Annotated in this window: 20 protein-coding genes; 6 read left to right on the plus strand and 14 right to left on the minus strand. The window is 52.4% G+C overall.

The genetic code is table 11. The features are described from left to right. Nucleotides 1–74: 74 nt before the first annotated feature. The 3 genes from BMI79_RS17535 to BMI79_RS17545 all read right to left on the minus strand — a co-directional run bounded on the left by BMI79_RS17535 (nucleotide 75) and on the right by BMI79_RS17545 (nucleotide 3,239). The gene (locus BMI79_RS17535) at nucleotides 75–1,367 is read right to left on the minus strand and encodes a polysaccharide deacetylase family protein (protein ID WP_076943387.1); all 1,293 of its coding nucleotides are present in this window, start codon (nucleotides 1,365–1,367) and stop codon (nucleotides 75–77) included. Nucleotides 1,368–1,548: 181 nt separating this feature from the next. Continuing rightward, nucleotides 1,549–2,319: an ABC transporter permease gene (locus tag BMI79_RS17540; RefSeq protein WP_076943388.1), complete on the minus strand. Its 771-nt coding sequence runs from the start codon at nucleotides 2,317–2,319 to the stop codon at nucleotides 1,549–1,551. Continuing rightward, the gene (locus tag BMI79_RS17545; protein WP_076943389.1) at nucleotides 2,316–3,239 is read right to left on the minus strand and encodes an ABC transporter ATP-binding protein; all 924 of its coding nucleotides are present in this window, start codon (nucleotides 3,237–3,239) and stop codon (nucleotides 2,316–2,318) included. Before BMI79_RS17545 ends, BMI79_RS17540 begins: the two co-directional genes overlap by 4 nt. 189 nt (nucleotides 3,240–3,428) lie before the next feature. Here BMI79_RS17545 and can point away from each other — a divergent pair, with 189 nt between their 5' ends. Then, on the plus strand, nucleotides 3,429–4,085 hold the full coding sequence (gene can / locus BMI79_RS17550) for a carbonate dehydratase (protein WP_076943390.1): 657 nt from the start codon (nucleotides 3,429–3,431) through the stop codon (nucleotides 4,083–4,085). Between the two features lie 58 nt (nucleotides 4,086–4,143). On the opposite strand, the gene hpt is transcribed toward can, so the two are convergent. Together hpt and cueO are read right to left on the minus strand one after the other, a co-directional pair. Further along, entirely contained in the window at nucleotides 4,144–4,680 is a 537-nt protein-coding gene (hpt, locus tag BMI79_RS17555; RefSeq protein WP_076943391.1) for a hypoxanthine phosphoribosyltransferase, read from the minus strand. A 94-nt stretch (nucleotides 4,681–4,774) separates the two neighbouring features. After that, complete coding sequence (cueO, locus tag BMI79_RS17560) at nucleotides 4,775–6,412, minus strand: multicopper oxidase CueO (RefSeq protein WP_076943392.1); 1,638 nt, start codon at nucleotides 6,410–6,412, stop codon at nucleotides 4,775–4,777. Between the two features lie 217 nt (nucleotides 6,413–6,629). On the opposite strand from cueO, the gene BMI79_RS17565 reads away from it, so the two are divergent. From BMI79_RS17565 to BMI79_RS17585, 5 genes are all read left to right on the plus strand, one after another. After that, nucleotides 6,630–6,977, plus strand: a complete 348-nt coding sequence (locus BMI79_RS17565; RefSeq protein WP_076943477.1) for a YacC family pilotin-like protein — start codon at nucleotides 6,630–6,632, stop codon at nucleotides 6,975–6,977. Between the two features lie 112 nt (nucleotides 6,978–7,089). After that, nucleotides 7,090–7,953, plus strand: coding sequence for a polyamine aminopropyltransferase (gene speE / locus BMI79_RS17570; protein ID WP_076943393.1), 864 nt, complete (start codon nucleotides 7,090–7,092; stop codon nucleotides 7,951–7,953). Nucleotides 7,954–7,980: 27 nt separating this feature from the next. Next, the gene (gene speD, locus BMI79_RS17575; protein WP_076943394.1) at nucleotides 7,981–8,775 is read left to right on the plus strand and encodes an adenosylmethionine decarboxylase; all 795 of its coding nucleotides are present in this window, start codon (nucleotides 7,981–7,983) and stop codon (nucleotides 8,773–8,775) included. A gap of 424 nt (nucleotides 8,776–9,199) precedes the next feature. Continuing rightward, on the plus strand, nucleotides 9,200–9,472 hold the full coding sequence (locus BMI79_RS17580) for a CD3324 family protein (RefSeq protein ID WP_076943395.1): 273 nt from the start codon (nucleotides 9,200–9,202) through the stop codon (nucleotides 9,470–9,472). Nucleotides 9,473–9,607: 135 nt separating this feature from the next. Next, complete coding sequence (locus BMI79_RS17585) at nucleotides 9,608–10,354, plus strand: SAM-dependent methyltransferase (protein ID WP_076943396.1); 747 nt, start codon at nucleotides 9,608–9,610, stop codon at nucleotides 10,352–10,354. A 218-nt stretch (nucleotides 10,355–10,572) separates the two neighbouring features. On the opposite strand, the gene BMI79_RS17590 is transcribed toward BMI79_RS17585, so the two are convergent. The 9 genes from BMI79_RS17590 to BMI79_RS17630 all read right to left on the minus strand — a co-directional run bounded on the left by BMI79_RS17590 (nucleotide 10,573) and on the right by BMI79_RS17630 (nucleotide 18,946). Further along, on the minus strand, nucleotides 10,573–11,331 hold the full coding sequence (locus BMI79_RS17590) for a DeoR/GlpR family DNA-binding transcription regulator (protein WP_076943397.1): 759 nt from the start codon (nucleotides 11,329–11,331) through the stop codon (nucleotides 10,573–10,575). Between the two features lie 13 nt (nucleotides 11,332–11,344). Then, nucleotides 11,345–12,358, minus strand: a complete 1,014-nt coding sequence (locus BMI79_RS17595) for a D-threonate 4-phosphate dehydrogenase (RefSeq protein ID WP_076943398.1) — start codon at nucleotides 12,356–12,358, stop codon at nucleotides 11,345–11,347. Then, complete coding sequence (gene dtnK, locus BMI79_RS17600; protein WP_076943399.1) at nucleotides 12,318–13,589, minus strand: D-threonate kinase; 1,272 nt, start codon at nucleotides 13,587–13,589, stop codon at nucleotides 12,318–12,320. The genes BMI79_RS17595 and dtnK overlap by 41 nt, the downstream gene beginning before the upstream one ends. Beyond that, entirely contained in the window at nucleotides 13,586–14,542 is a 957-nt protein-coding gene (locus BMI79_RS17605; protein ID WP_076943400.1) for a 2-keto-3-deoxygluconate permease 1, read from the minus strand. Before BMI79_RS17605 ends, dtnK begins: the two co-directional genes overlap by 4 nt. Before the next feature lie 194 nt (nucleotides 14,543–14,736). Beyond that, complete coding sequence (gene yacL / locus BMI79_RS17610; RefSeq protein ID WP_076943401.1) at nucleotides 14,737–15,099, minus strand: protein YacL; 363 nt, start codon at nucleotides 15,097–15,099, stop codon at nucleotides 14,737–14,739. Nucleotides 15,100–15,315: 216 nt separating this feature from the next. Continuing rightward, nucleotides 15,316–16,431 carry an AAA family ATPase gene (locus BMI79_RS17615; protein ID WP_076943402.1) on the minus strand — a complete coding sequence of 372 codons (1,116 nt, stop codon included), beginning with the start codon at nucleotides 16,429–16,431 and terminating at the stop codon, nucleotides 15,316–15,318. Continuing rightward, nucleotides 16,415–17,134: an RNA ligase family protein gene (locus tag BMI79_RS17620; RefSeq protein ID WP_076943403.1), complete on the minus strand. Its 720-nt coding sequence runs from the start codon at nucleotides 17,132–17,134 to the stop codon at nucleotides 16,415–16,417. Before BMI79_RS17620 ends, BMI79_RS17615 begins: the two co-directional genes overlap by 17 nt. A gap of 82 nt (nucleotides 17,135–17,216) precedes the next feature. Beyond that, nucleotides 17,217–17,834 (minus strand): peptide chain release factor H, encoded by a 618-nt coding sequence (gene prfH / locus BMI79_RS17625; protein WP_076943404.1) that lies wholly within the window; start codon nucleotides 17,832–17,834, stop codon nucleotides 17,217–17,219. Continuing rightward, on the minus strand, nucleotides 17,831–18,946 hold the full coding sequence (locus BMI79_RS17630; RefSeq protein WP_076943405.1) for an RNA ligase RtcB family protein: 1,116 nt from the start codon (nucleotides 18,944–18,946) through the stop codon (nucleotides 17,831–17,833). The genes prfH and BMI79_RS17630 overlap by 4 nt, the downstream gene beginning before the upstream one ends. Nucleotides 18,947–19,094 lie beyond the last annotated feature (148 nt).

Consider the following 19,094-nt stretch of genomic DNA (forward strand, 5'->3'; position numbering starts at 1 on the left):
AACTATCGCTAAGGCTGTTCAGCCAACACTCATCGGCTGCTCCCCCCAAGGGGAGCAGCCATCTTTGAGGCAGATTACTCAATAGGCGACTGCGTTACCGGCGCACTGGGCTTATTGGCTATCCGCTCCGCCATCGTTGGAATAGAGTCGGTGCGCAGAATATACAATCGCTTCAACGTGAATAGATTGTCCCCAGGTTTCACTTTCCCTTGCACAGTGGTCAGGGCCATATGCAACCCGGCATCCTTAGCCGCTTGAATGCCATTCTGGTTATAACCACCAAACGGATAGGCCAGATACAGAATATGCGGATTGAACTGCGACAGCGCGCGCCGGGAGCGCTCAAGATCGAACTCAATATTATGCAGCGAACGGCTCAACAAGACTGGCCGACGCTTGTTGTCAAAGCGATGCAAGAAATGGGTATGTGTCTGGATATCAAACACATCCTGAATTTCCCTCAGCTCAGAAATACTCATAAACTGCAGCGCATCCGGGTTCCATTTCTGCGGGTGGCGTTTAATGCGTGAAGAAATGACAAACGCCGTGGCTCGAAATCCGTAATTCTTCAGAACTGGATAGGCGTAACGATATACCGACTTCAATCCGTCATCAAAAGTCAGCACTACCACCTTGCCCGGCAGGTTGATCTGATTTTTCAGATAAGCCTCCAACTGATACAGCGATATGGTGTCATAACCGGCGCGTTTCAGGTAGGTCATCTGGTTACTGAATGCCGCGTCTGAAGTGGTGGTTGACGTATTGCGAAAACGCTTGTTCTCTTCGTTCTTCAGCATGTGGTGATAAGTCAGCACCGGGATCCCGGTGTCGATCTCACTGTCCAGTTCGCTGACATACCCCAGGCGTTCGCCAATATTGACTTCATACCAGGTATTGTTTAACCGATCTTTCAACTTGCCGATGATCGGGTAACGCAGGTTCTCTTCCAGCACGCCAAAGATTTCACTTTTATTATCGGCGGCAATATAAACGTTGATCGGGCGGGATGTGATCAGGTTCTGGTTGGTCAGCGGTTTTTTCAGTTCCCCCAGCTCGTCTTTCAGTTTTCGCGATTTACTGCTGCTTTTCACATCGCCTTTATCAATAAAACCAATACCCTGACCGAACTTGAATTCATAGTATTCCGCATCAGCAGGAAACACCTTGAGCAGTTGCCCCCGCTTCACTTCCCCCACCGGAATAACATGCTCCCCAATCAGCGAATAAACTTCGCTATCGCGTTGCACTTCCATGTATTCAGATTTAACAGCGCCGTCTTCCGACAACAAATTCGCCAAGGCTGCCGGTGCCATCAACGACATAAAAATGCCGAGTAGCATTGCCGCTATCTTATGTTGAGACCGCATGATTTGCTCTGCTTACGAGTAGATAGTGAAAAATGGAGAAAAAATGGAGCGTCAGCATAACACGATTTTTAAAACGGGGAGAAAGGGGTTAGTAATGCAATTTAATAGATTTCGTTAGTACCTGTGTCAAATCAATAAACCTCTCTTTCCCGCCCCGGGAAAGAGAGGCAACCGGCGCCGCTTAGCTACGCAAACCGCGTCCGCGCTCGATCAGATACCAAGCCAGCCCATAGAACACCACGATAAAGGCCACCAGCACGATCATGGTCAGCGCCAGCGGCACATCGGAAATACCGAGGAAACCAAAGCGGAAACCGCTGATCATATACACGATCGGGTTAAGTTTAGATACCGCCTGCCAGAACGGTGGCAGCAATGTCAGCGAGTAAAACACCCCGCCCAAATAGGTCAATGGCGTCAGCACAAAGGTTGGGATCAGGCTGATGTCATCAAAGGTGGTGGCAAACACCGCGTTAAGCAGGCCCCCCAGAGAGAACAGGATCGCCGTCAGCAGCAGCGTGAGCGCAATTACCCACCAGGCATGCACCTGCAGCGGCACAAAGAACAGCGAGATCGCGGTCACCAGCATACCCACGCAGATCCCCCGCGCAACCCCACCGCCCACGTAACCGGCGATCACCACGTGAGTCGGCACCGGGGCCACCAGCAACTCTTCAATATTGCGCTGGAATTTGGCGCTGAAAAACGATGCCGCCACGTTGGCATAGGCATTGGTGATCACCGCCATCATGATCAGGCCGGGAACGATAAATTGCATATAGTCGAAACCATGCATTTCACCAATGCGCGAACCGATCAGGTTGCCAAAGATAATGAAATAGAGCGTCATGGTGATCACTGGCGGCACCAGCGTCTGCACCCAGATGCGCGTAAACCGGTTAATCTCCTTGGCCCAGATGCTCTTCAACGCCACCCAATACAAATGCATCATGATTTTTCCCCATTGCCGTTAACCAGGGTGACAAACAGCTCTTCCAGCCGGTTGGCCTTGTTACGCATACTCAATACCTGAATCCCTTGCGCGCTCAGTTGGGTGAACAAGCCATTCAGCCCTTGCTCACGCATCACCTCCACCTCCAGCGTAGAGGTATCCGTCAGGCGGCTGTGATAACCGTCGAGCTTCGGCAATGGGCTTTTCGTTGCCAGATCGAGAATGAAGGTTTCTGACTGCAGCTTCGCCAGCAGCCCCTTCATTGAGGTGTTTTCCACCAGTTCGCCATTCTGGATAATGCCGATATTGCGGCACAGCATTTCTGCCTCTTCCAGATAGTGGGTGGTCAGGATGATGGTGGTGCCTTGCGCGTTCAGCTCTTTCAGGAACCCCCACATCGAGCGGCGCAGCTCAATATCCACCCCCGCGGTCGGTTCATCGAGGATCAGCAGTTTCGGCTGGTGCATCAGGGCTCGGGCGATCATCAGGCGGCGTTTCATACCACCGGAGAGCATGCGGGCACGCTCATTGCGTTTGCCCCACAGATCGAGCTGATTAAGGTATTTCTCTGCCCGTACCAGCGCCTCGCGCCGCGTGACGCCGTAGTAACCCGCTTGATTGACCACTATCTGCAGCACGGTTTCAAACGGGTTAAAGTTGAACTCTTGCGGAACCAGCCCAAGCTGACGTTTGGCGTTGACGATATCTTTGTCGATGTCGTAACCAAACACCCGCACCGAGCCTGAGGTTTTATTGACCAGCGAACTGATAATACCGATGGTGGTCGATTTACCGGCACCATTTGGCCCCAGCAGGGCATAAAAATCCCCCGCTTCAACGTTCAGATCGATACCGCGCAATGCCTTTACGCCACCGGCGTAGGTTTTGGTTAACCGCGCTATTTCCAGTGCATAATTCATAGGTTAGAAAGTACCTTGTGGAGATGTGTATGCTGCTGTGTCTGACAATGAGAACGAGTTTACCACCGGCCGCATTCTGACTGAGTCGAATCCGTGCGGAAAATTAGCCTCACTGTTCCGATTTCCAAATTGTGACGCTTGTCCTATATTACATCAACGCAATTCGTTCATTACAGGCCAATAACCGCCATGAAAGAAATCGAAAGGCTTATCGCCAATAACCAAGCTTGGTCCACCACCATTAACCAGGAAGATCCCGGCTTTTTTGAACGTTTATCCCAAGCACAAAAACCACGGTTCTTGTGGATTGGCTGTTCCGACAGCCGGGTTCCTGCCGAACGCCTGACCGGCCTGGAGCCAGGGGAGCTGTTCGTGCATCGTAACGTGGCGAACCTGGTGATCCATACCGACTTGAACTGCCTGTCCGTCGTGCAATATGCCGTCGACGTACTGGAAGTTGAGCATATCATCATCTGCGGTCACCTGGGCTGCGGCGGCGTAGAGGCCGCGGTAGAAAACCCGGAACTGGGCTTGATCAATAACTGGCTGCTGCACATCCGCGATCTCTGGTACAAACACAGTTCACTGCTGGGCGAACTGGAACCGGAACAGCGCCTTGATGTTCTGTGTGAGATCAACGTGATCGAGCAGGTTTATAACCTGGGCCATTCCACCATCATGCAGTCTGCCTGGAAACGCGGCCAAAAAGTGATGGTGCACGGCTGGGTATATGGGATTCAGGATGGTCGCTTGCGCGACTTGGAAGTGACCGCCACCAGCCGCGAAAGCCTGGAGATGGGCTACCGTAAAGCGATAGCCACACTGCTGCAGGATAAAGGCTTATAATCTGCCATCATCAAGGCGCGCTTGCCGCGCCTTGCATCAATAACCGCGCTAGCTCCGGTTATTCATCCAGCAACACCACTTTGCCGATATACGGCAGATGGCGATAGCGTTGGGCATAATCGATACCGTAACCCACCACAAACTCGTCCGGAATGGCGAAACCGACGTATTCCACCGGCACATCTACTTCGCGGCGTTCGGGTTTATCCAGCAACGTACAGATCGCCAGGGATTTTGGCCCACGCAGCGCCAGAATCTCACGCACCTTGTTCAGCGTATTGCCGGAATCGATGATATCTTCAACGATCAACACGTCTTTGCCACGAATGTCTTCGTCGAGATCTTTCAGGATCTTTACATCACGCGTGGTGGACATCCCGCTACCGTAGCTGGAGGCAGTCATAAAATCGACTTCGTGCGGTACCTCAATGGTGCGGCACAGATCGGCCATAAACATAAAAGAACCGCGCAATAACCCGACCAACACCATCTCACTGCCGCTGTCGCGGTAATGTTCGGTGATCTGACGGCCAAGTTCAGCAATACGGGCCTTAACTTCCTGCTCGGAAATCATTACTTCTACGGTGTGTTTCATAGTTTTCAGGTCAGTTGCCGGAAGAAAGGCGCAGAGTTTAACATAGCTGAGAGACGGTGGCGACGCGAGCGCATCGCCCCGATGTGCTCAAGAATCAGTCAACCACGTTAAAACCCAGCATCATACCGGTATCTTCATGTTCCAACAGATGGCAATGCGCCATGTAGGCATGCTCCGCCTTGGCCAGATGGTTGAAACGGACCAGCACTTCACTGCGCTTGCCTTCCACCAGCACGGTGTCTTTCCAACCCGCGCGGTGTGCCGCTGGCGCCTGGCCATTTTCCGACAGAATGCGGAACTGGGTGCCATGAATATGGAACGGATGCAGCATCATGTCGCCCTCACCCGAGATGGTCCATTTCTCATATTGACCACGCTTGGTGGTAAACATCGGCTTGGCCATATCAAAGGCTTTACCGTTGATCATATTGCCATTGCTGAAATCAAAGGGCTTGGCGCTATGATCCATACTGGCCATATTACCGTGATCCATCCCCGGCATGCTGCCGTGATCCATAGCTTTCATATCACCATGATCCATCCCGGCCATGCTGTCATTGCTGGCCTGACTGGCGTTGCCGTGATCCATACTCATGCCCGCCATCGCCTGATGGCCATAGCGATCCATCAGGGCCTGCATACCCAAGGTATCGAGCTTGGGATCCATCGACAATTGCAGTAAGCGCTCCTGCAAGCCCGTTGATGGCGGCAATGCAGGCAATTTCACCAGGCTATCCGGCATCGTTTTCACGCCTTGCACCAACGAAGGCTGAATACGCAATACCGGCAACGGCCGATCGAACGGCGCTAACGTCATCCCCATCTGCACCACTGGCAGGGTGACAATATCAAACGGCTTGCCGTCAGAGGCATCCACCAGCACTTCAAAACGTTCGCCCATCAGGATCGGCAACTCGGTCAGTTTTACTGGCTCTGCAAGGAAGCCGCCGTCGCTGGCGATCACATATAAAGGCCGGTTATCGCTGGCAGCAAGATTGAGTGAACGCGCGTTACAGCCGTTGAGGAAACGCAAGCGCAGCCAACCACGCGGTGCAACGTGCTGCGGATAAGCTGCGCCGTTGGTAAACATGCGATCGCCAAACCAGCCGACTGCGGCGCTCATTACGTCCAACTGATATTCGATCTGGCCGTCTTTCCCCAGGCGTTTATCTTGCAAAATCACCGGAATATCGTCTTTACCCCAGGTTTTCGGCAACGGCAATTGGCTGCTTTCCTCATCTTCCAGCAACACTAGCCCACCCAACCCCATCATTACCTGATGGCCGGTTTTACCGTGGGTATGAGGATGGAACCAACAGGTGGCGGCAGGTTGATCAGCCGTGAAACTCACCGTACGCGTGCTCCCAGGATGGATCAACGCATGCGGGCCGCCATCGACCGCGCCGGGAATTTCCAACCCGTGCCAGTGCACGGTACTGGCTTGCGGCAGCTTATTATGAATATCGACTTTAACTGGTTTACCACGTTGTAAACGCACTGCCGGGCCCAGTAACGCGCCGTTGATCCCCCAGGTTCGGGTGGCAGCAGCGGGCAACCAGTTCATTTCGCCAGTTTGCAGCGTCAGGGCAATCTTGCCCTGCGCATCGGGCAGCAATAACGGTGGGATCGGTAAAGCAGGCTGTTCAGCCGCCCAGGCAGCGCGGCTCCACAAAGGCAAGGCACTTGCCGCACCCAGTGCGGCGGTCAATTTAATAAAATCACGGCGTAACATCGCTGACTCCCTTTTTTCAGTGACTGACAGCTCAATGCCACAGGCTAAACCCTCCCCTTGCAGGAAGGTCAAGTAATAGATGCAAGCCGGTCGGAAAGCGCCCGCACTCTATGTACTTCAGATATCCCCTGATTAAGGTTAAGCCCGTGTAATAAATTTGGTGCCTTTGCAGGCAAGTGTGGTAACGTCAGTAAATAATATACGGGTCTATTTTATGATGAAAAAAACAACGTTATTGCTGCTGTTGCTGACCACGCTGGGTTTTTCCAACGCCAGTCTGGCACTGAATGAATCTGAGGCAGAAGACTTGGCCGATCTGACGGCGGTGTTTGTCTATCTTAAAAATGAGTGCGGGTACAATGAATTGCCCAACGCGCAAATCAAACGCGCCATCGTTTATTTCGCTCAGCAAAATCGCTGGGATTTGAGCAACTATAATAGCTTCAATATGAAGATGCTGGGTGAGGAGAGCTATCGCGATCTCAGCGGTATTGCTATCCCAACCGCCAATAAATGTAAGTCGTTAGCTCGGGACTCACTGAGCCTGCTGGCTTACGCCAACTAAGTCATCCCCGCCTGTTTTCAGCCAGCGTAGCTTGAATTCTGCCGTGCATCCTCCGGCAGAGTTAGCTATGATATTTCGCCATTTTCATGGCTGTTTACGGAGTTTCCCGAACATGACCCAGAAAGACATTTGGTATGAAACGCTGCATGCCAACTTCGGCCAGTACTTCGCGGTGGAAAAAGTGTTGTACCGTGAAAAAACGGGGCATCAGGATCTGGTGATCTTCGAAAACCCGGTGCTGGGCCGCGTCATGGCGCTTGATGGAGTGGTGCAAACCACGGAGCGCGACGAGTTCATTTACCATGAAATGATGACTCACGTGCCGTTACTGGCGCACGGTCAGGCGAAGAAGGTGCTGATCGTCGGCGGTGGCGATGGCGGTATGCTGCGCGAAGTCAGCCGCCACCTGGGCGTTCAGCAGATCACCATGGTTGAGATCGACGCTGGCGTGGTGGAGTTCTGCCGCCAGTATCTGCCTAATCATCATGCTGGAGCCTATGACGATCCCCGCTTTAAGCTGGTGATCGACGACGGTGTTAATTTTGTGACGCAGACCGCGGAAAAATTCGATGTGATCATCTCTGATTGCACCGACCCGATCGGCCCCGGTGAAAGCCTGTTTACCTCCGCATTCTACGAAGGCTGCGCACGCTGCCTGAACGAAGGGGGTATCTTTGTGGCACAAAACGGCGTCTGCTTCCTGCAGCAGGACGAAGCGGTCAACAGCCACACCAAACTGAGCCAGTACTTCAAGGATGTGAGCTTCTACCAGGCGGCAATCCCCACCTATTACGGTGGCATCATGACCTTTGCCTGGGCGAGCCAGAACCCGGCACTGCGCCAGCTTGATGTCGCTACGCTGCAACAGCGCGTTAATCAACAGGGCTTAAGCTGCCGCTACTACAATCCGGCAATTCACGTGGGTAGCTTTGCTCTGCCACAGTATTTGCTCAACGCACTGAACGTTTCACGTTAAGCGAGAAGATAAGGAAGGTGAACCCAATTGCATAAGCTAAAACTGCACGGCTTTAACAACCTGACCAAGAGCCTGAGTTTTTGTATTTACGATATTTGTTACGCCAAAACCGCGGATGACCGCGATGGCTATATCGCCTACATTGACGAACAATACAACGCCAACCGCCTGACCGAGATCCTCAGTGAAACCTGCTCGATCATTGGCGCCAATATTCTGAATATCGCACGTCAGGACTACGATCCCCAGGGTGCCAGCGTCACTATTCTGGTAAGCGAAGAGCCGGTCGATCCCAAAGATGTTGATACCTCAGAACACCCCGGCCCGCTGCCCAACACGGTGGTCGCGCACCTCGATAAAAGCCATATCTGCGTTCATACCTACCCGGAAAGCCATCCGGAAGGTGGCCTGTGCACCTTCCGTGCCGATATCGAAGTCTCTACCTGTGGCGTAATTTCGCCGCTCAAGGCTCTGAACTACCTGATCCACCAGTTGGAGTCCGATATCGTCACCATGGATTATCGCGTGCGTGGTTTTACCCGCGATGTAAATGGGGTGAAACATTACATCGATCATGAGATCAATTCGATCCAGAACTTTATGTCGGAAGACATGAAGTCGCTGTACCACATGATGGATGTGAACGTGTACCAGGAAAATATTTTCCACACCAAGATGCTGCTGAAGGATTTCGATCTGAAGCACTACCTGTTCAACGCCAAGCCGGAAGAGCTCAGCACCGCCGAACGTAACAGGATCACCGATCTGTTGTGGAAAGAGATGCAAGAGATTTATTACGGGCGGAATATTCCGCATCTGTAATTCAGTTGAACAGGGCAACGGGCGTTGCCCTGTTCGAGCTGTTATTATTTTTTACCCCCCGATTCTAATAGATAAAACCTGTTTTCATACCTACTTTACCCGCTCATACCCCAACATAGCTGATAAGTTTTTCTGGATGTAAACTTTAAATAATTGGTATTGCTTGTAGGCACCGCAGCCTGGAAACATCGGGATTCGCGAATAACATTCTGCCTATCGCATATTGACGAGATCGCTTGGCTGGCATACTTTTATCAAGGCATAAGCCTTATTGATAGTAAAAACAAAATGTTAAATCAATGGGAGACAAAATGTTTAATCAATTAGAGCGGGTTCGTTATGCATAGCAGGAGCTATTGCATACCGACATGATTTTTAAGCAATAGCTCTTGCTCAATCCTGACACAAAATTAGGAGGAGCATAATGAGCTATAAAAAAGCCAATGACGTATTACCACATAATTTATTGCATGCAATTCAACAGTATATAGACGGCCAATATATTTATATTCCGCGTAAGGCAGACAACAAGCTAGCGTGGGGGGCAAATACCGAGACGAGGAAAAGTCTCCAAGTAAGGAACGGAGAAATTCTAGCAAAACGTCTGGCCGGTTGTTCCGTTAGTGACTTGGCGGAACAATATTTCTTGTCAGAAAAAACCATATACAAAATCATTAACGCCAGTAAAAACAGCTAAAAGTACACGCGCCCTAACCTGGTTTGGGCGCTTTTTTGTTTCTGAAACGATGAATAGGATGCATTCCCACACCATGCATCATACGTTATTGGCATATCACAAGTATCAAGCCATTGAGTAAAAGGAGTTTTTACCTTGGATATCCCACGTATTTTTACCATTACCGAAAGCGCTCACCGCATCCATAACCCGTTCACGCCGGAAAAGTACGCCACGCTTGGGAAAGTCTTGCGCCTGGAGCCAGAGACAAGAGTACTTGATCTTGGTAGCGGCTCGGGCGAGATGCTGTGTACTTGGGCTCGTGATCATAAAATCACTGGTCTGGGCGTTGATATGAGCCAACTGTTCTCCGCTCAAGCGAAATACCGAGCTGAAGAACTTGGCGTTGCCGACCGGGTCCAGTTCATCCACGCGGATGCTACCGGTTATGTCACCAACGAAAAGGTCGGCGTGGCCGCCTGTATTGGTGCCACCTGGATTGGTGGTGGCGTTGCCGGAACCCTCGAACTTTTGGCAAAAAGCCTTTGTCCTGAAGGTATCATTCTTATCGGCGAGCCTTACTGGCTGAAATTGCCAGCCACGGAAGACATCGCCAAGGGATGCGGAGCCAATGCCATTTCCGACTTCCTGATACTCCCAGAGCTCATTGGATCATTCGAAAACCTCGGTTACGAGCTAGTAGAAATGGTTCTCGCTGACCATGAAGGTTGGGATAGATACTCGGCGGCCATGTGGCTCACCATGCGTAAATGGCTCAACGCCCATCCTGATGACGATTTTGCGAAAGAAATTCGAGCGCATTTGGCCTCAGAACCCAAACGCTATGTGACTTATACGCGTGAATATCTTGGATGGGGCGTGTTCGCTTTGATGGCACGGTAATGTGGGGCAACTCGCTACATGACCCATCTGGCGTTAAGCCTCTAATAAACCCGCCGGCCACACGACTGCACAGGGCAGGGTGATACGTAATTTTTGAGGAGGTGGTACCGCCTGCGTCGTGCTCCTTGTCTTTGGCGTTAAACAGCACAGGTATGAATAAGCCGACTTTTATCAAAAGGACAGGGCAGAGGGTACATATATTCTGCCTGTCCGGTGTTTCACACCAGATGCAAGCCGCAGGGTAAATCAGCCAACTGCTGTTGCGCCGCCGCAGGCAAGGATTTATCAGTCACAATATCGGTCAGGTGGCTGAGCGGAGCCACACAGAATAACGAATAAGCGTCGTATTTGCTGCTGTCGGCCAACAACACGCGCTGCCGGGCATTGGCCATCAGATCCTGTTTCAGGCCCGCTTTCTCTTCGGTGGGAGTGGTAATGCCTTTTTCCATGCTCCACGAGTTGCAGCTGACAAAGGCCATATCCGGGTAAATCCCCCGCAGCAACCTGCGCCCGTGATCGCCGATGCAGGACTGGCTGCTATCGTCAATCCGGCCCCCAATAATCGTCACCTCTATCTGCTTAAACCCTGAAAGAAACAGGGCAATATGCAGATCGGCGGTAATCACCCGTAACGGCAGATGGGTTAAATGCCGAGCCAGTTCTAGCATGGTAGTTCCGGCATCCAACACCAGCGAGTCACCGGCCTTAACCATCGTCATCGCATAGCGGGCAATCGCGCGTTTTTCCTGCGGAAAACGCAGTTGCTTCTCGTTGGTGGTGGGCTGTGCGGGAATAAAACGGTTGAGCGCCACTCCGCCATGGCTGCGGTTGATGATCCCCTGCTCATCCAGTTTGATCAGATCGCGCCGGATGGTGGCAGGCGAGGCATTAATCGCGCTGACCAGTTGCTCAACGGTAACCAGATTATGAGCTTTGAGGTATTCCAGAATCTGGTTCTGACGGCTTTGTGGCTTCATAACATCCGTTTGATCATGCCAACTGTGTGGCCAGTTGAATTGAGATCGCCATGCTCTCAGACTTGGCTTTACCTGTCCAGGCAATATCAAACGCAGTGCCGTGATCGGCAGAGGTGCGAATAAACGGCAAACCGGCGGTAATATTCACCCCATCATAAAACCCGAGCAGCTTAAGCGGAATATGGCCCTGATCGTGGTACATCGCCACCACCATATCGTACTGCCCTTCATAGGCTTGCAGGAAAACGGTATCCGGCGGGCATGGGCCATAAACGTCGATCCCTCGCTGTTTTACCGCGGCAATGGCCGGACTGACAATCGTGATCTCTTCATCACCAAACAGGCCGTTTTCCCCCGCGTGCGGATTAACCCCGGCCACGGCAATGCGTGGCTGTTGATAGCCGACACGTCTGAGGAAGGTATCGGCCATCGCCACCACCGTCTCAATGCGTTCCGCATTCAAGGTATCGAGGAACTTACGCAAGGCAATGTGCGTAGAAACATGGATAACCTTCAGTTTATCGGTATACAACACCATGGCGTAATCCCGGCTGTTGGTCAGGTGCGCCAACAGCTCGGTATGACCAGGATAGAGATGCCCAGCCAGATGCAGAGCCTCTTTATTCAATGGCGCCGTCGCTATCGCCTTGACCTCGCCAGCCATCGCCAGTTCGGTGGCACGCTTTACACAGCGGTAAGCCAGATCGCCCGCCTGTGATTGCACTTTCCCTGGTATTAGCGCAGCGGGATCCTCCAGCGCTTCATCAATAATGTTGATCACACCGGGTGCAAAGCGTGCCTCCGAAACGCGCTGGATCGGCTTTAACTCCACCATCGGCGCGATCCGCAAAGCCTGAATACGTTGTAACGTTTGCAGACAGCCCACCACGACCGCAGGCGCTCCCGCCAGTTCCCCTTCAGACAGCGCCTTGATGATAATTTCTGGCCCAATACCTGCCGGATCCCCCATGGTGACTGCAATCGTGTTATTTACCACTGTACATCTCCTCAATAAAATAAAGGGCATCACGCAGCGTTGACGCACCACCAAACCCGCCCGCTTTAGTAATTACCGGCAAATCATCTATTTCGCTGTTGACGAAGGTGCCACAGGGCACACAAGGTGCCACCTCATGGGTGATACGATATCCTTCCGCCCCTAACGCTCTGGCAACCGCAATCGCGATATCCCCACCGGTAAGGAACAGCCCACCAATTTGTGACTGATTGATAATCGCCAGCGTGATCGCACCTAACGCTTCGCTGATGCGGTCGCCCAGCTGCTGGCGCGTGAGATGGTGCCGCTCGCACAGCAGATCGATCATCTGGCGCGCATTGGCATCGCGGCAGGTGCGCAACACACAGTGTTGCCCGTCTCGCAGCACCGCCGTTGCCTGGTGAGCGATCGCCTCCTGCGCGTGCTGACGGCTGGGTTGCAATAACCCTTCGACATCAACCTCGACCACCCCCAGCAATTTTTCTTCTGCTGCAAACAGGATCTGTTGCTGGGTAGCCTCACTCATCGACCCTGCGACCACCAACACCGGCAACCGCTGGCGCGTGGCAAGATAACAACTGGCAGGAAGCGCATTAGCCAACCCGGCAGCCCCCACCAGTAAATAGCGTGCACTGAGCTGCAAAGTAGCCTGTGCCAGAAGCGCCAGATCGCCATCATTTTCCGCATCCACCACCACCATCGCGGGCCCTGTGCGGCCGATCTGTTGTAATTCAGCACCTAGCTTGCCACCGCGCACCGTCAGCAAATCCAGTTCATAAACCGGATAATCGCTCTGTAGCCCGATCAGGGTTTTGATGTGTGAAGAAACAATCGGCGTTTTCGGATCGCTGGCAAACTCGGTTTCTGCCAACGGCACACCGTTAACCCAACATTGCCCGTTGCGGGTCACGCGGCCTGCGGCAGGGATCGCCGCGGCGACGATCGCCAATTGCGCCCCGCAGGCGTTCATCGCGGCTTCGACTTCTGCCCCGACGTTACCGCGAAAGGTAGAGTCGATCTTTTTATACACCAATGGTGGAGCATCGCTTTGGCAATAGGGCCGCAAGGCTGCGGTTACTTTGGCTTTGGCCATAGCGGCAGTGAGTGCCCTGCTTTCTGTGTTGATCACCAACACATCGGTCCGCTGTATAGAACGAGGCGAATCGTTGAGTACCACGTCGGTACGTGCGCCTTTTTTCGCCAATTGCACGCCGGTATCATTAGCACCGGTAAAATCATCCGCGATCACAATCATCTTCATGCCGCTTTCTCCACCGTAGTGCCCTTCGCTGCATTACGCTTTGCCACCCAGGAGGTGAGAATCGGAGTCAGTATGGCAGTGGTGATCACCGATGCGGCGATCAGCGGTGCTGCAGCTGCGGCCACGCTGGCCAATGAAGGATCCGCCTGAGCAATTGCCAACGGCGTGGCCACCGCATTACCCGCGGTGCTTGATGCTGCCGCCCCGGCAATCCCTGAACCGCCTACCAGCCGATCGGCCTTAATGTTAAAGAAGCCGCCGACAAAGGTGGTTAATGCACCGAGCAACACCCCAGCAACGCCGCCTTGTAACAGCATTTCCAGGTTGATCCCTGCCCCGAGAGCAAACGCAAAGAAGGGGATCAGGATCGGGCCGCCTTTGGTCAGGAAATCACGCATCTGATGATCCAGATTCCCCAGCAGCATTCCCACCAACAGCGGGACCAACACCGCCACCAGCGCCATCATCGGGATGTTCGCCATGCCTGCGGCACCGAGGGCGATCATGGTAAAGAATGGCCCATCATTCAACGACAGGATCGAAATCGCCCCCACATCTCGCTCATTGCCAAACTCCCCCACCAGCGCCGCATACAAACCGCCATTAGAGTTACTCACCGCGGCAATGATCGCCAACCCCGTGAGGCCAAAAATGCCCTCTGAGCCAAACAGATGTTCAACGCCCAATCCCAACGCCATCGCGACCAACAATTTGGTCAAGGTGATCGTACCGCCTTGTAGCAGCGCCTGCGGTGCCGCTTTGAAGCTGATCCCTGCCCCCATGCACAACAGGAAAGCGCCAATCAACGGAGCAGCGCCGTTCTTGAATAACGCAGTGGTAAAGCCGCCGATCTGCAACGCCTGCGGTGCAAAGGTATTGATCATCGCGCCAAGCACCAGTGGGACGACCATCATCCCGCCAGGGATTCTCTCTATTGCCGCCTTAATTTTCATCCTTGCCTCTCATTTTGATTTATTTCAATCAAAATGATTATATTAAATCAAAAAAAGCAAAGTGAGCGCTAAGTCGCAGATCGAAAAATCAGCATTGTGATTTTTTGATTTAATTTAATCAGTATAAAGAGAGTGAGCAGAATGACGTGGAGGAGGTGCCCCAGAAGGAGACACCTCTTTAAATGAAATGGAAATCAGTAATTTAGCATAAAGGAACGGTAAGCCTTCAGCACCGCCAGAAAATCCTCTACACCGCAGAAAGAGAGGCTTTCTTCGTCATAGTAATTCATCCCTTCTTCCATCTCGTCGCCTTCAAACTCCAGCTGGTTGGCACGGATCATCACTTCTTCGCCATCCATCAGCAGGGTGTACTCATGGCCTTCCAACTGCCACTGACGCTCGCTGCCTTTGACCTCTGCCGCACCGGCCTCAATCCGATCCAGCAGGTTAAAATCCCCTTTCAGCTCTTCGTTGATCCAATGCCCGATAGCCTCATGCCCCATCGAAAATCTGACCACCACCTGGCCGGTAACGTCACGCAGAAATTCGTAATCCATAGCCTGCCCTCCTGAGCCGTTTTTATTAGTTTAAACGTTAATTCGCGACTGTCTCAGTGAAAGCTCGCAAAGTGGATAACTGGGTGTAGATAGCCGTAAATCAGCAACCGCCATCGAGTAATAAAGAAACACCATAACAACCTGATTTTGCTCAATTATAACATGCCGCGAGTGCTACGGCAGAATCCATGTCTCTGGCTTCTGCCACAGGCTGCTTTATTTAATGCCCTGAATTTGCCATTCAACTTCATGCGCTTCATCAAGCTGTGGAATTTCCAGCTTGCTCAGCATACGTTCCATGGCACGAATCGGCACGCTGTGCTCACGCCCGGCATTTTGCTGCAACCACTGCTTATAGGGCACCTCAAGATACACAATCTTCACTTTTGCCCGATAAGCCGTAAACAGTTCAACTAATTGACTACGCAATTGCCGGGTGATATTGGTTGCATTCCATACAAAAGGTTCGCCTCGGCGTAACAGCGCTTTTGCCTGCTGTTTGGCCTGCTGCACCACCCACCCCGTGGCGTTTTTATCCGCTGGAGACAACCGATGCTGGCGGCGGATATCGTCTAGGCCGATCGCCGTCATCCCTAAAGCATGCTGCGCGATGTAGCGATCCTTCCCCATCCCCGGCAACCCACACAGCAGGATCACTTCGCTGCGAAATTGTTCGTAAGGCGCAAAATCAACGCTGGCCTGCGGGTGCGTCAGATAGTGATAACGCTGGTAATCACTGGCAAAAGGACGCGCCTGCCCCCAACATTGCTGCTCTTGGCAAAACAGTTCGAACAGCTCGATATTATCCAGCAAACTGGCCTGATCTGCACAGTCACGCCCCATTACATCCGCCCGTGCCAACATTGCCAACAGCCGCGTATCCAGCCGTAATGCGGCTGATAATAGCGCCCGTTCAGGCGCAGGGCGTGCCATAATCCACAACGGCAAACCATGAAATCGCACCAAAGCCGCAATCTGTTCACGCAGTTGAAACGGCGTGACGATGTCGCGATACAGAATCGAGCGCGTAGTCAGTTCACCGCGCTTGGCATGATTCGGGGAGGTGACTGAACCGTCGGCCTCGACGCGCGTGGTGCTACGCTTTTCTACATCGTGCAGCAATGCGGCGGCCCAGAGCAGTTCCTGTTGCTGCGAAGGCAACGCGGCGAACTCCTTCGCCCCGGTCAGTGCAGCCAGTACGCGTTGGGTATGGATCGCAACATCCCCTTCGGCATGGTGCCGGGGATCCTGCGGCACCTGATGCATATCGGCCACCCAGCGAAACTTTTCCGCCAGCCTGGCCCACTGTTTATCCTCACTTAAGCACCACATGGCCTTCCTCCTGACGGTACTCATGCGCCATGCGGGCTCGTTGCCAGTTCACTCTCCAGTGACGATCCGTCTTCACATGGTTTTTACGCACGTATTTAAAGACCTGATGGGGAAATTGAACAACCGGGAATTCTGCCGCATTACGTGTGACGATCCCTTCCATGCTACAGGGCAAACCAGTATGAACATCATGCGGTGCAAAACAGCCCATCTCTTTTGCCTGTTCAATGATAGCCAATCGGTATTCTGCCTCTGTCTGGTTTTGAGTATTCAGCGGCAGCTCAGGCACACAGGCAAAATCAAATAACGCAGCATAGAACTTCACTTCCTCCCAGCTCAGCCACATATCTTTGCAGCGTACCGCAAATAAGTAGAAGTCCTGTTCCAAAGCTCGATATTCAATAGAGTGAGTGGCATATAAGTTCTCGCCAAACAGCTCAATATCGCCAAGATCGTTTTTGATCTGTTGCCAACGCTGGCGGATCTGACGCGTCCAGGCAGAAACCGTCGGCGTCGCATGAGATCGCGCGAACACACCGTATTGATTCAGGCAGTTATTTTCACCATCGAGTTTTTCAGTGTGTATTAATCGCTTAATTAACTGAATGTCTTGCCAGTATTCTTTGTTGATCCGATCGTCACTGGTGGTTCCCGGTGAGAAAGGATAATGGTACGTTCGACCATATTTTCTTTGCATATCCATGATTTTTCTTCTTGTTATTAGCCTATCGGGTTATTCCATCAGCCGATAGGCTATTTATTACTACTCGCCGTTAACGCGCTGATTATTGCGATGGCGTAAAGTCATTCCCTTTAAAAATGCGCACTGGCGCCCCTCGAACATTTTGATGATGAAACAGACGCCGTTGTGCACGTTGTTCATCCAACCGCTGTTGCTTGAGTTGTTCCAGCCGGTGCGCAATCAGTAAACACGCCAAGCGTTTGTTCGCATGCTGGCTACGTTCCGTCTGCACCTTAACGCTAATTCCACTGGCCAGATGGGTGGCACGAATCGCCGATTCCGTTTTATTCACGTGTTGCCCGCCAGGGCCGGATGACTTCAAGGTTTCAAACCGAATTTCGCTTTCTTTTGGCATGGCTGCCGGAGAAAAACGTGCGGCACCGATAAACCAGTTCTTTCTGGCACGTCCTTTACGCCACGGGCTTTCGCAGATCCATTGCAATGTTCCGCACCAGCGCTCGGCCAATTGCTCAGCCGATTCACCGTTAAGCGCCAGCAGCACCGAGCGCAATGTGCCCGCCAGGCGGCCACTTTCCCGCTCAATTTCGTGCAGTTCTACCTGCAGAGCATCGGCCTCTTGGTAAAACTGCCGCAGCGCCAGGCTGACTGCCAGACAACATTCATCGGGCCCATGGGCAGCAGAAATCTGTAATAGAATCATTCCCGCCCTCCGCTGGTTTTGTACGTCAGCACCGGCTTCAGACGCGCCAGCAGGGTGACTAATCCAGCCTGCTGCAACGCCCCGACTACGCTATCAATAGGTTTGTAAGCTTCTGGCGCTTCCTGATAGATCAGTTGCCGATCGCGGCAAATCACCCTGCTGCCGAAACGCGTTCTGGCCAGTTGTTCTACGCTAAAACGTGCAGAAAGACGCTCTTTACACTCTGCTCGCATCCATTTGCGCCCGGCACCATGCGCCAGTGAGAACAGACTGCTGGCTGCCGGCAGTGGCTGAACCACATAGCTGTAATCACCGCGCGAACCCGGGATCACCACCAGCCCTTCATCTGAAGGCGTGGCACCTTTACGATGCAGCCAGCCCTGTACACCTTCAATATTGGCGGGTGCCAACAGATTGTGATGAATATCCAGCAGACAATTGCCCGCAGTGCGCAAACGCTTCAGTATCCGCCCGGCAATCAATTGCCGATTGAAAGCGGCAAACTCCAGCGCCTGCTGATGCTGTTGCAGATAATCCCCAGCCTCTTCGCTACTTTCCAACAGGCCATGGTGCCCATGAGCACGAACATGCTGTTCCAATATCATCTGGCCCAGCCCCCGCGAACCGCTGTGCACCAGCAGCATCAGGCGTTTTTTATCAAGGGCGATATCGGGTTGGTATATTTCATCGGCCTGTAAAAGCTCGGCAAAATGGTTACCGCCACCGATGGTTCCCAAGCTGTGTGCATAAGGTGCCAGCGCCGGTGGAATAGCGCCTAGGCTGTCTTCATCCAATGGGCCATCAATATTGCCCAGATTTTTTTCTAATTTATCCAACGACTGTTTCATCGCGGTTAAATCTGTTTGCCATAACGACATACCGCAACCGATATCATTACCGATTAACGCTGGATAAAAACGATGTTGTGAAAAGAAAGCGGCGCCAACGGGATAACCGCGGCCCGGATGTAAATCAGGCATCCCGACAACGCGTACCATATCTGGCAGCTTGGCCGTAATTTCTAATTGCTGGATTGCATTTCCTTCAATCCAGGTGTGTTGCGACGCGATCAATGAAACGCGCGGCGCAACGGAGCGTATAATATTGCCCATAACCAATCCTGATGATTAATTAATATAATTTGGATGTGGCAGGCCGGAGCCAGGGCAATACCTGTACGGCTACGCGGAAAACAGGAAATTAAGCCTGAGGATACGACCTGCAAAGGGTAAACAGTGCTTGATAATTCATGATGTACCT

It is taken from the genome of Serratia oryzae (assembly GCF_001976145.1).
Lineage (GTDB): Bacteria > Pseudomonadota > Gammaproteobacteria > Enterobacterales > Enterobacteriaceae > Chania > Chania oryzae.

Coding starts and splice junctions, on each gene's coding strand:
- BMI79_RS17535 (WP_076943387.1), bottom strand. CDS start 1,367: ATGCGGTCTCAACATAAGATAGCGGCAATGCTACTCGGCATTTTTATG.
- BMI79_RS17540 (WP_076943388.1), bottom strand. CDS start 2,319: ATGATGCATTTGTATTGGGTGGCGTTGAAGAGCATCTGGGCCAAGGAG.
- BMI79_RS17545 (WP_076943389.1), bottom strand. CDS start 3,239: ATGAATTATGCACTGGAAATAGCGCGGTTAACCAAAACCTACGCCGGT.
- can (WP_076943390.1), top strand. CDS start 3,429: ATGAAAGAAATCGAAAGGCTTATCGCCAATAACCAAGCTTGGTCCACC.
- hpt (WP_076943391.1), bottom strand. CDS start 4,680: ATGAAACACACCGTAGAAGTAATGATTTCCGAGCAGGAAGTTAAGGCC.
- cueO (WP_076943392.1), bottom strand. CDS start 6,412: ATGTTACGCCGTGATTTTATTAAATTGACCGCCGCACTGGGTGCGGCA.
- BMI79_RS17565 (WP_076943477.1), top strand. CDS start 6,630: ATGAAAAAAACAACGTTATTGCTGCTGTTGCTGACCACGCTGGGTTTT.
- speE (WP_076943393.1), top strand. CDS start 7,090: ATGACCCAGAAAGACATTTGGTATGAAACGCTGCATGCCAACTTCGGC.
- BMI79_RS17580 (WP_076943395.1), top strand. CDS start 9,200: ATGAGCTATAAAAAAGCCAATGACGTATTACCACATAATTTATTGCAT.
- BMI79_RS17590 (WP_076943397.1), bottom strand. CDS start 11,331: ATGAAGCCACAAAGCCGTCAGAACCAGATTCTGGAATACCTCAAAGCT.
- BMI79_RS17595 (WP_076943398.1), bottom strand. CDS start 12,358: ATGCCCTTTATTTTATTGAGGAGATGTACAGTGGTAAATAACACGATT.
- dtnK (WP_076943399.1), bottom strand. CDS start 13,589: ATGAAGATGATTGTGATCGCGGATGATTTTACCGGTGCTAATGATACC.
- BMI79_RS17605 (WP_076943400.1), bottom strand. CDS start 14,542: ATGAAAATTAAGGCGGCAATAGAGAGAATCCCTGGCGGGATGATGGTC.
- yacL (WP_076943401.1), bottom strand. CDS start 15,099: ATGGATTACGAATTTCTGCGTGACGTTACCGGCCAGGTGGTGGTCAGA.
- BMI79_RS17615 (WP_076943402.1), bottom strand. CDS start 16,431: ATGTGGTGCTTAAGTGAGGATAAACAGTGGGCCAGGCTGGCGGAAAAG.
- BMI79_RS17620 (WP_076943403.1), bottom strand. CDS start 17,134: ATGGATATGCAAAGAAAATATGGTCGAACGTACCATTATCCTTTCTCA.
- prfH (WP_076943404.1), bottom strand. CDS start 17,834: ATGATTCTATTACAGATTTCTGCTGCCCATGGGCCCGATGAATGTTGT.
- BMI79_RS17630 (WP_076943405.1), bottom strand. CDS start 18,946: ATGGGCAATATTATACGCTCCGTTGCGCCGCGCGTTTCATTGATCGCG.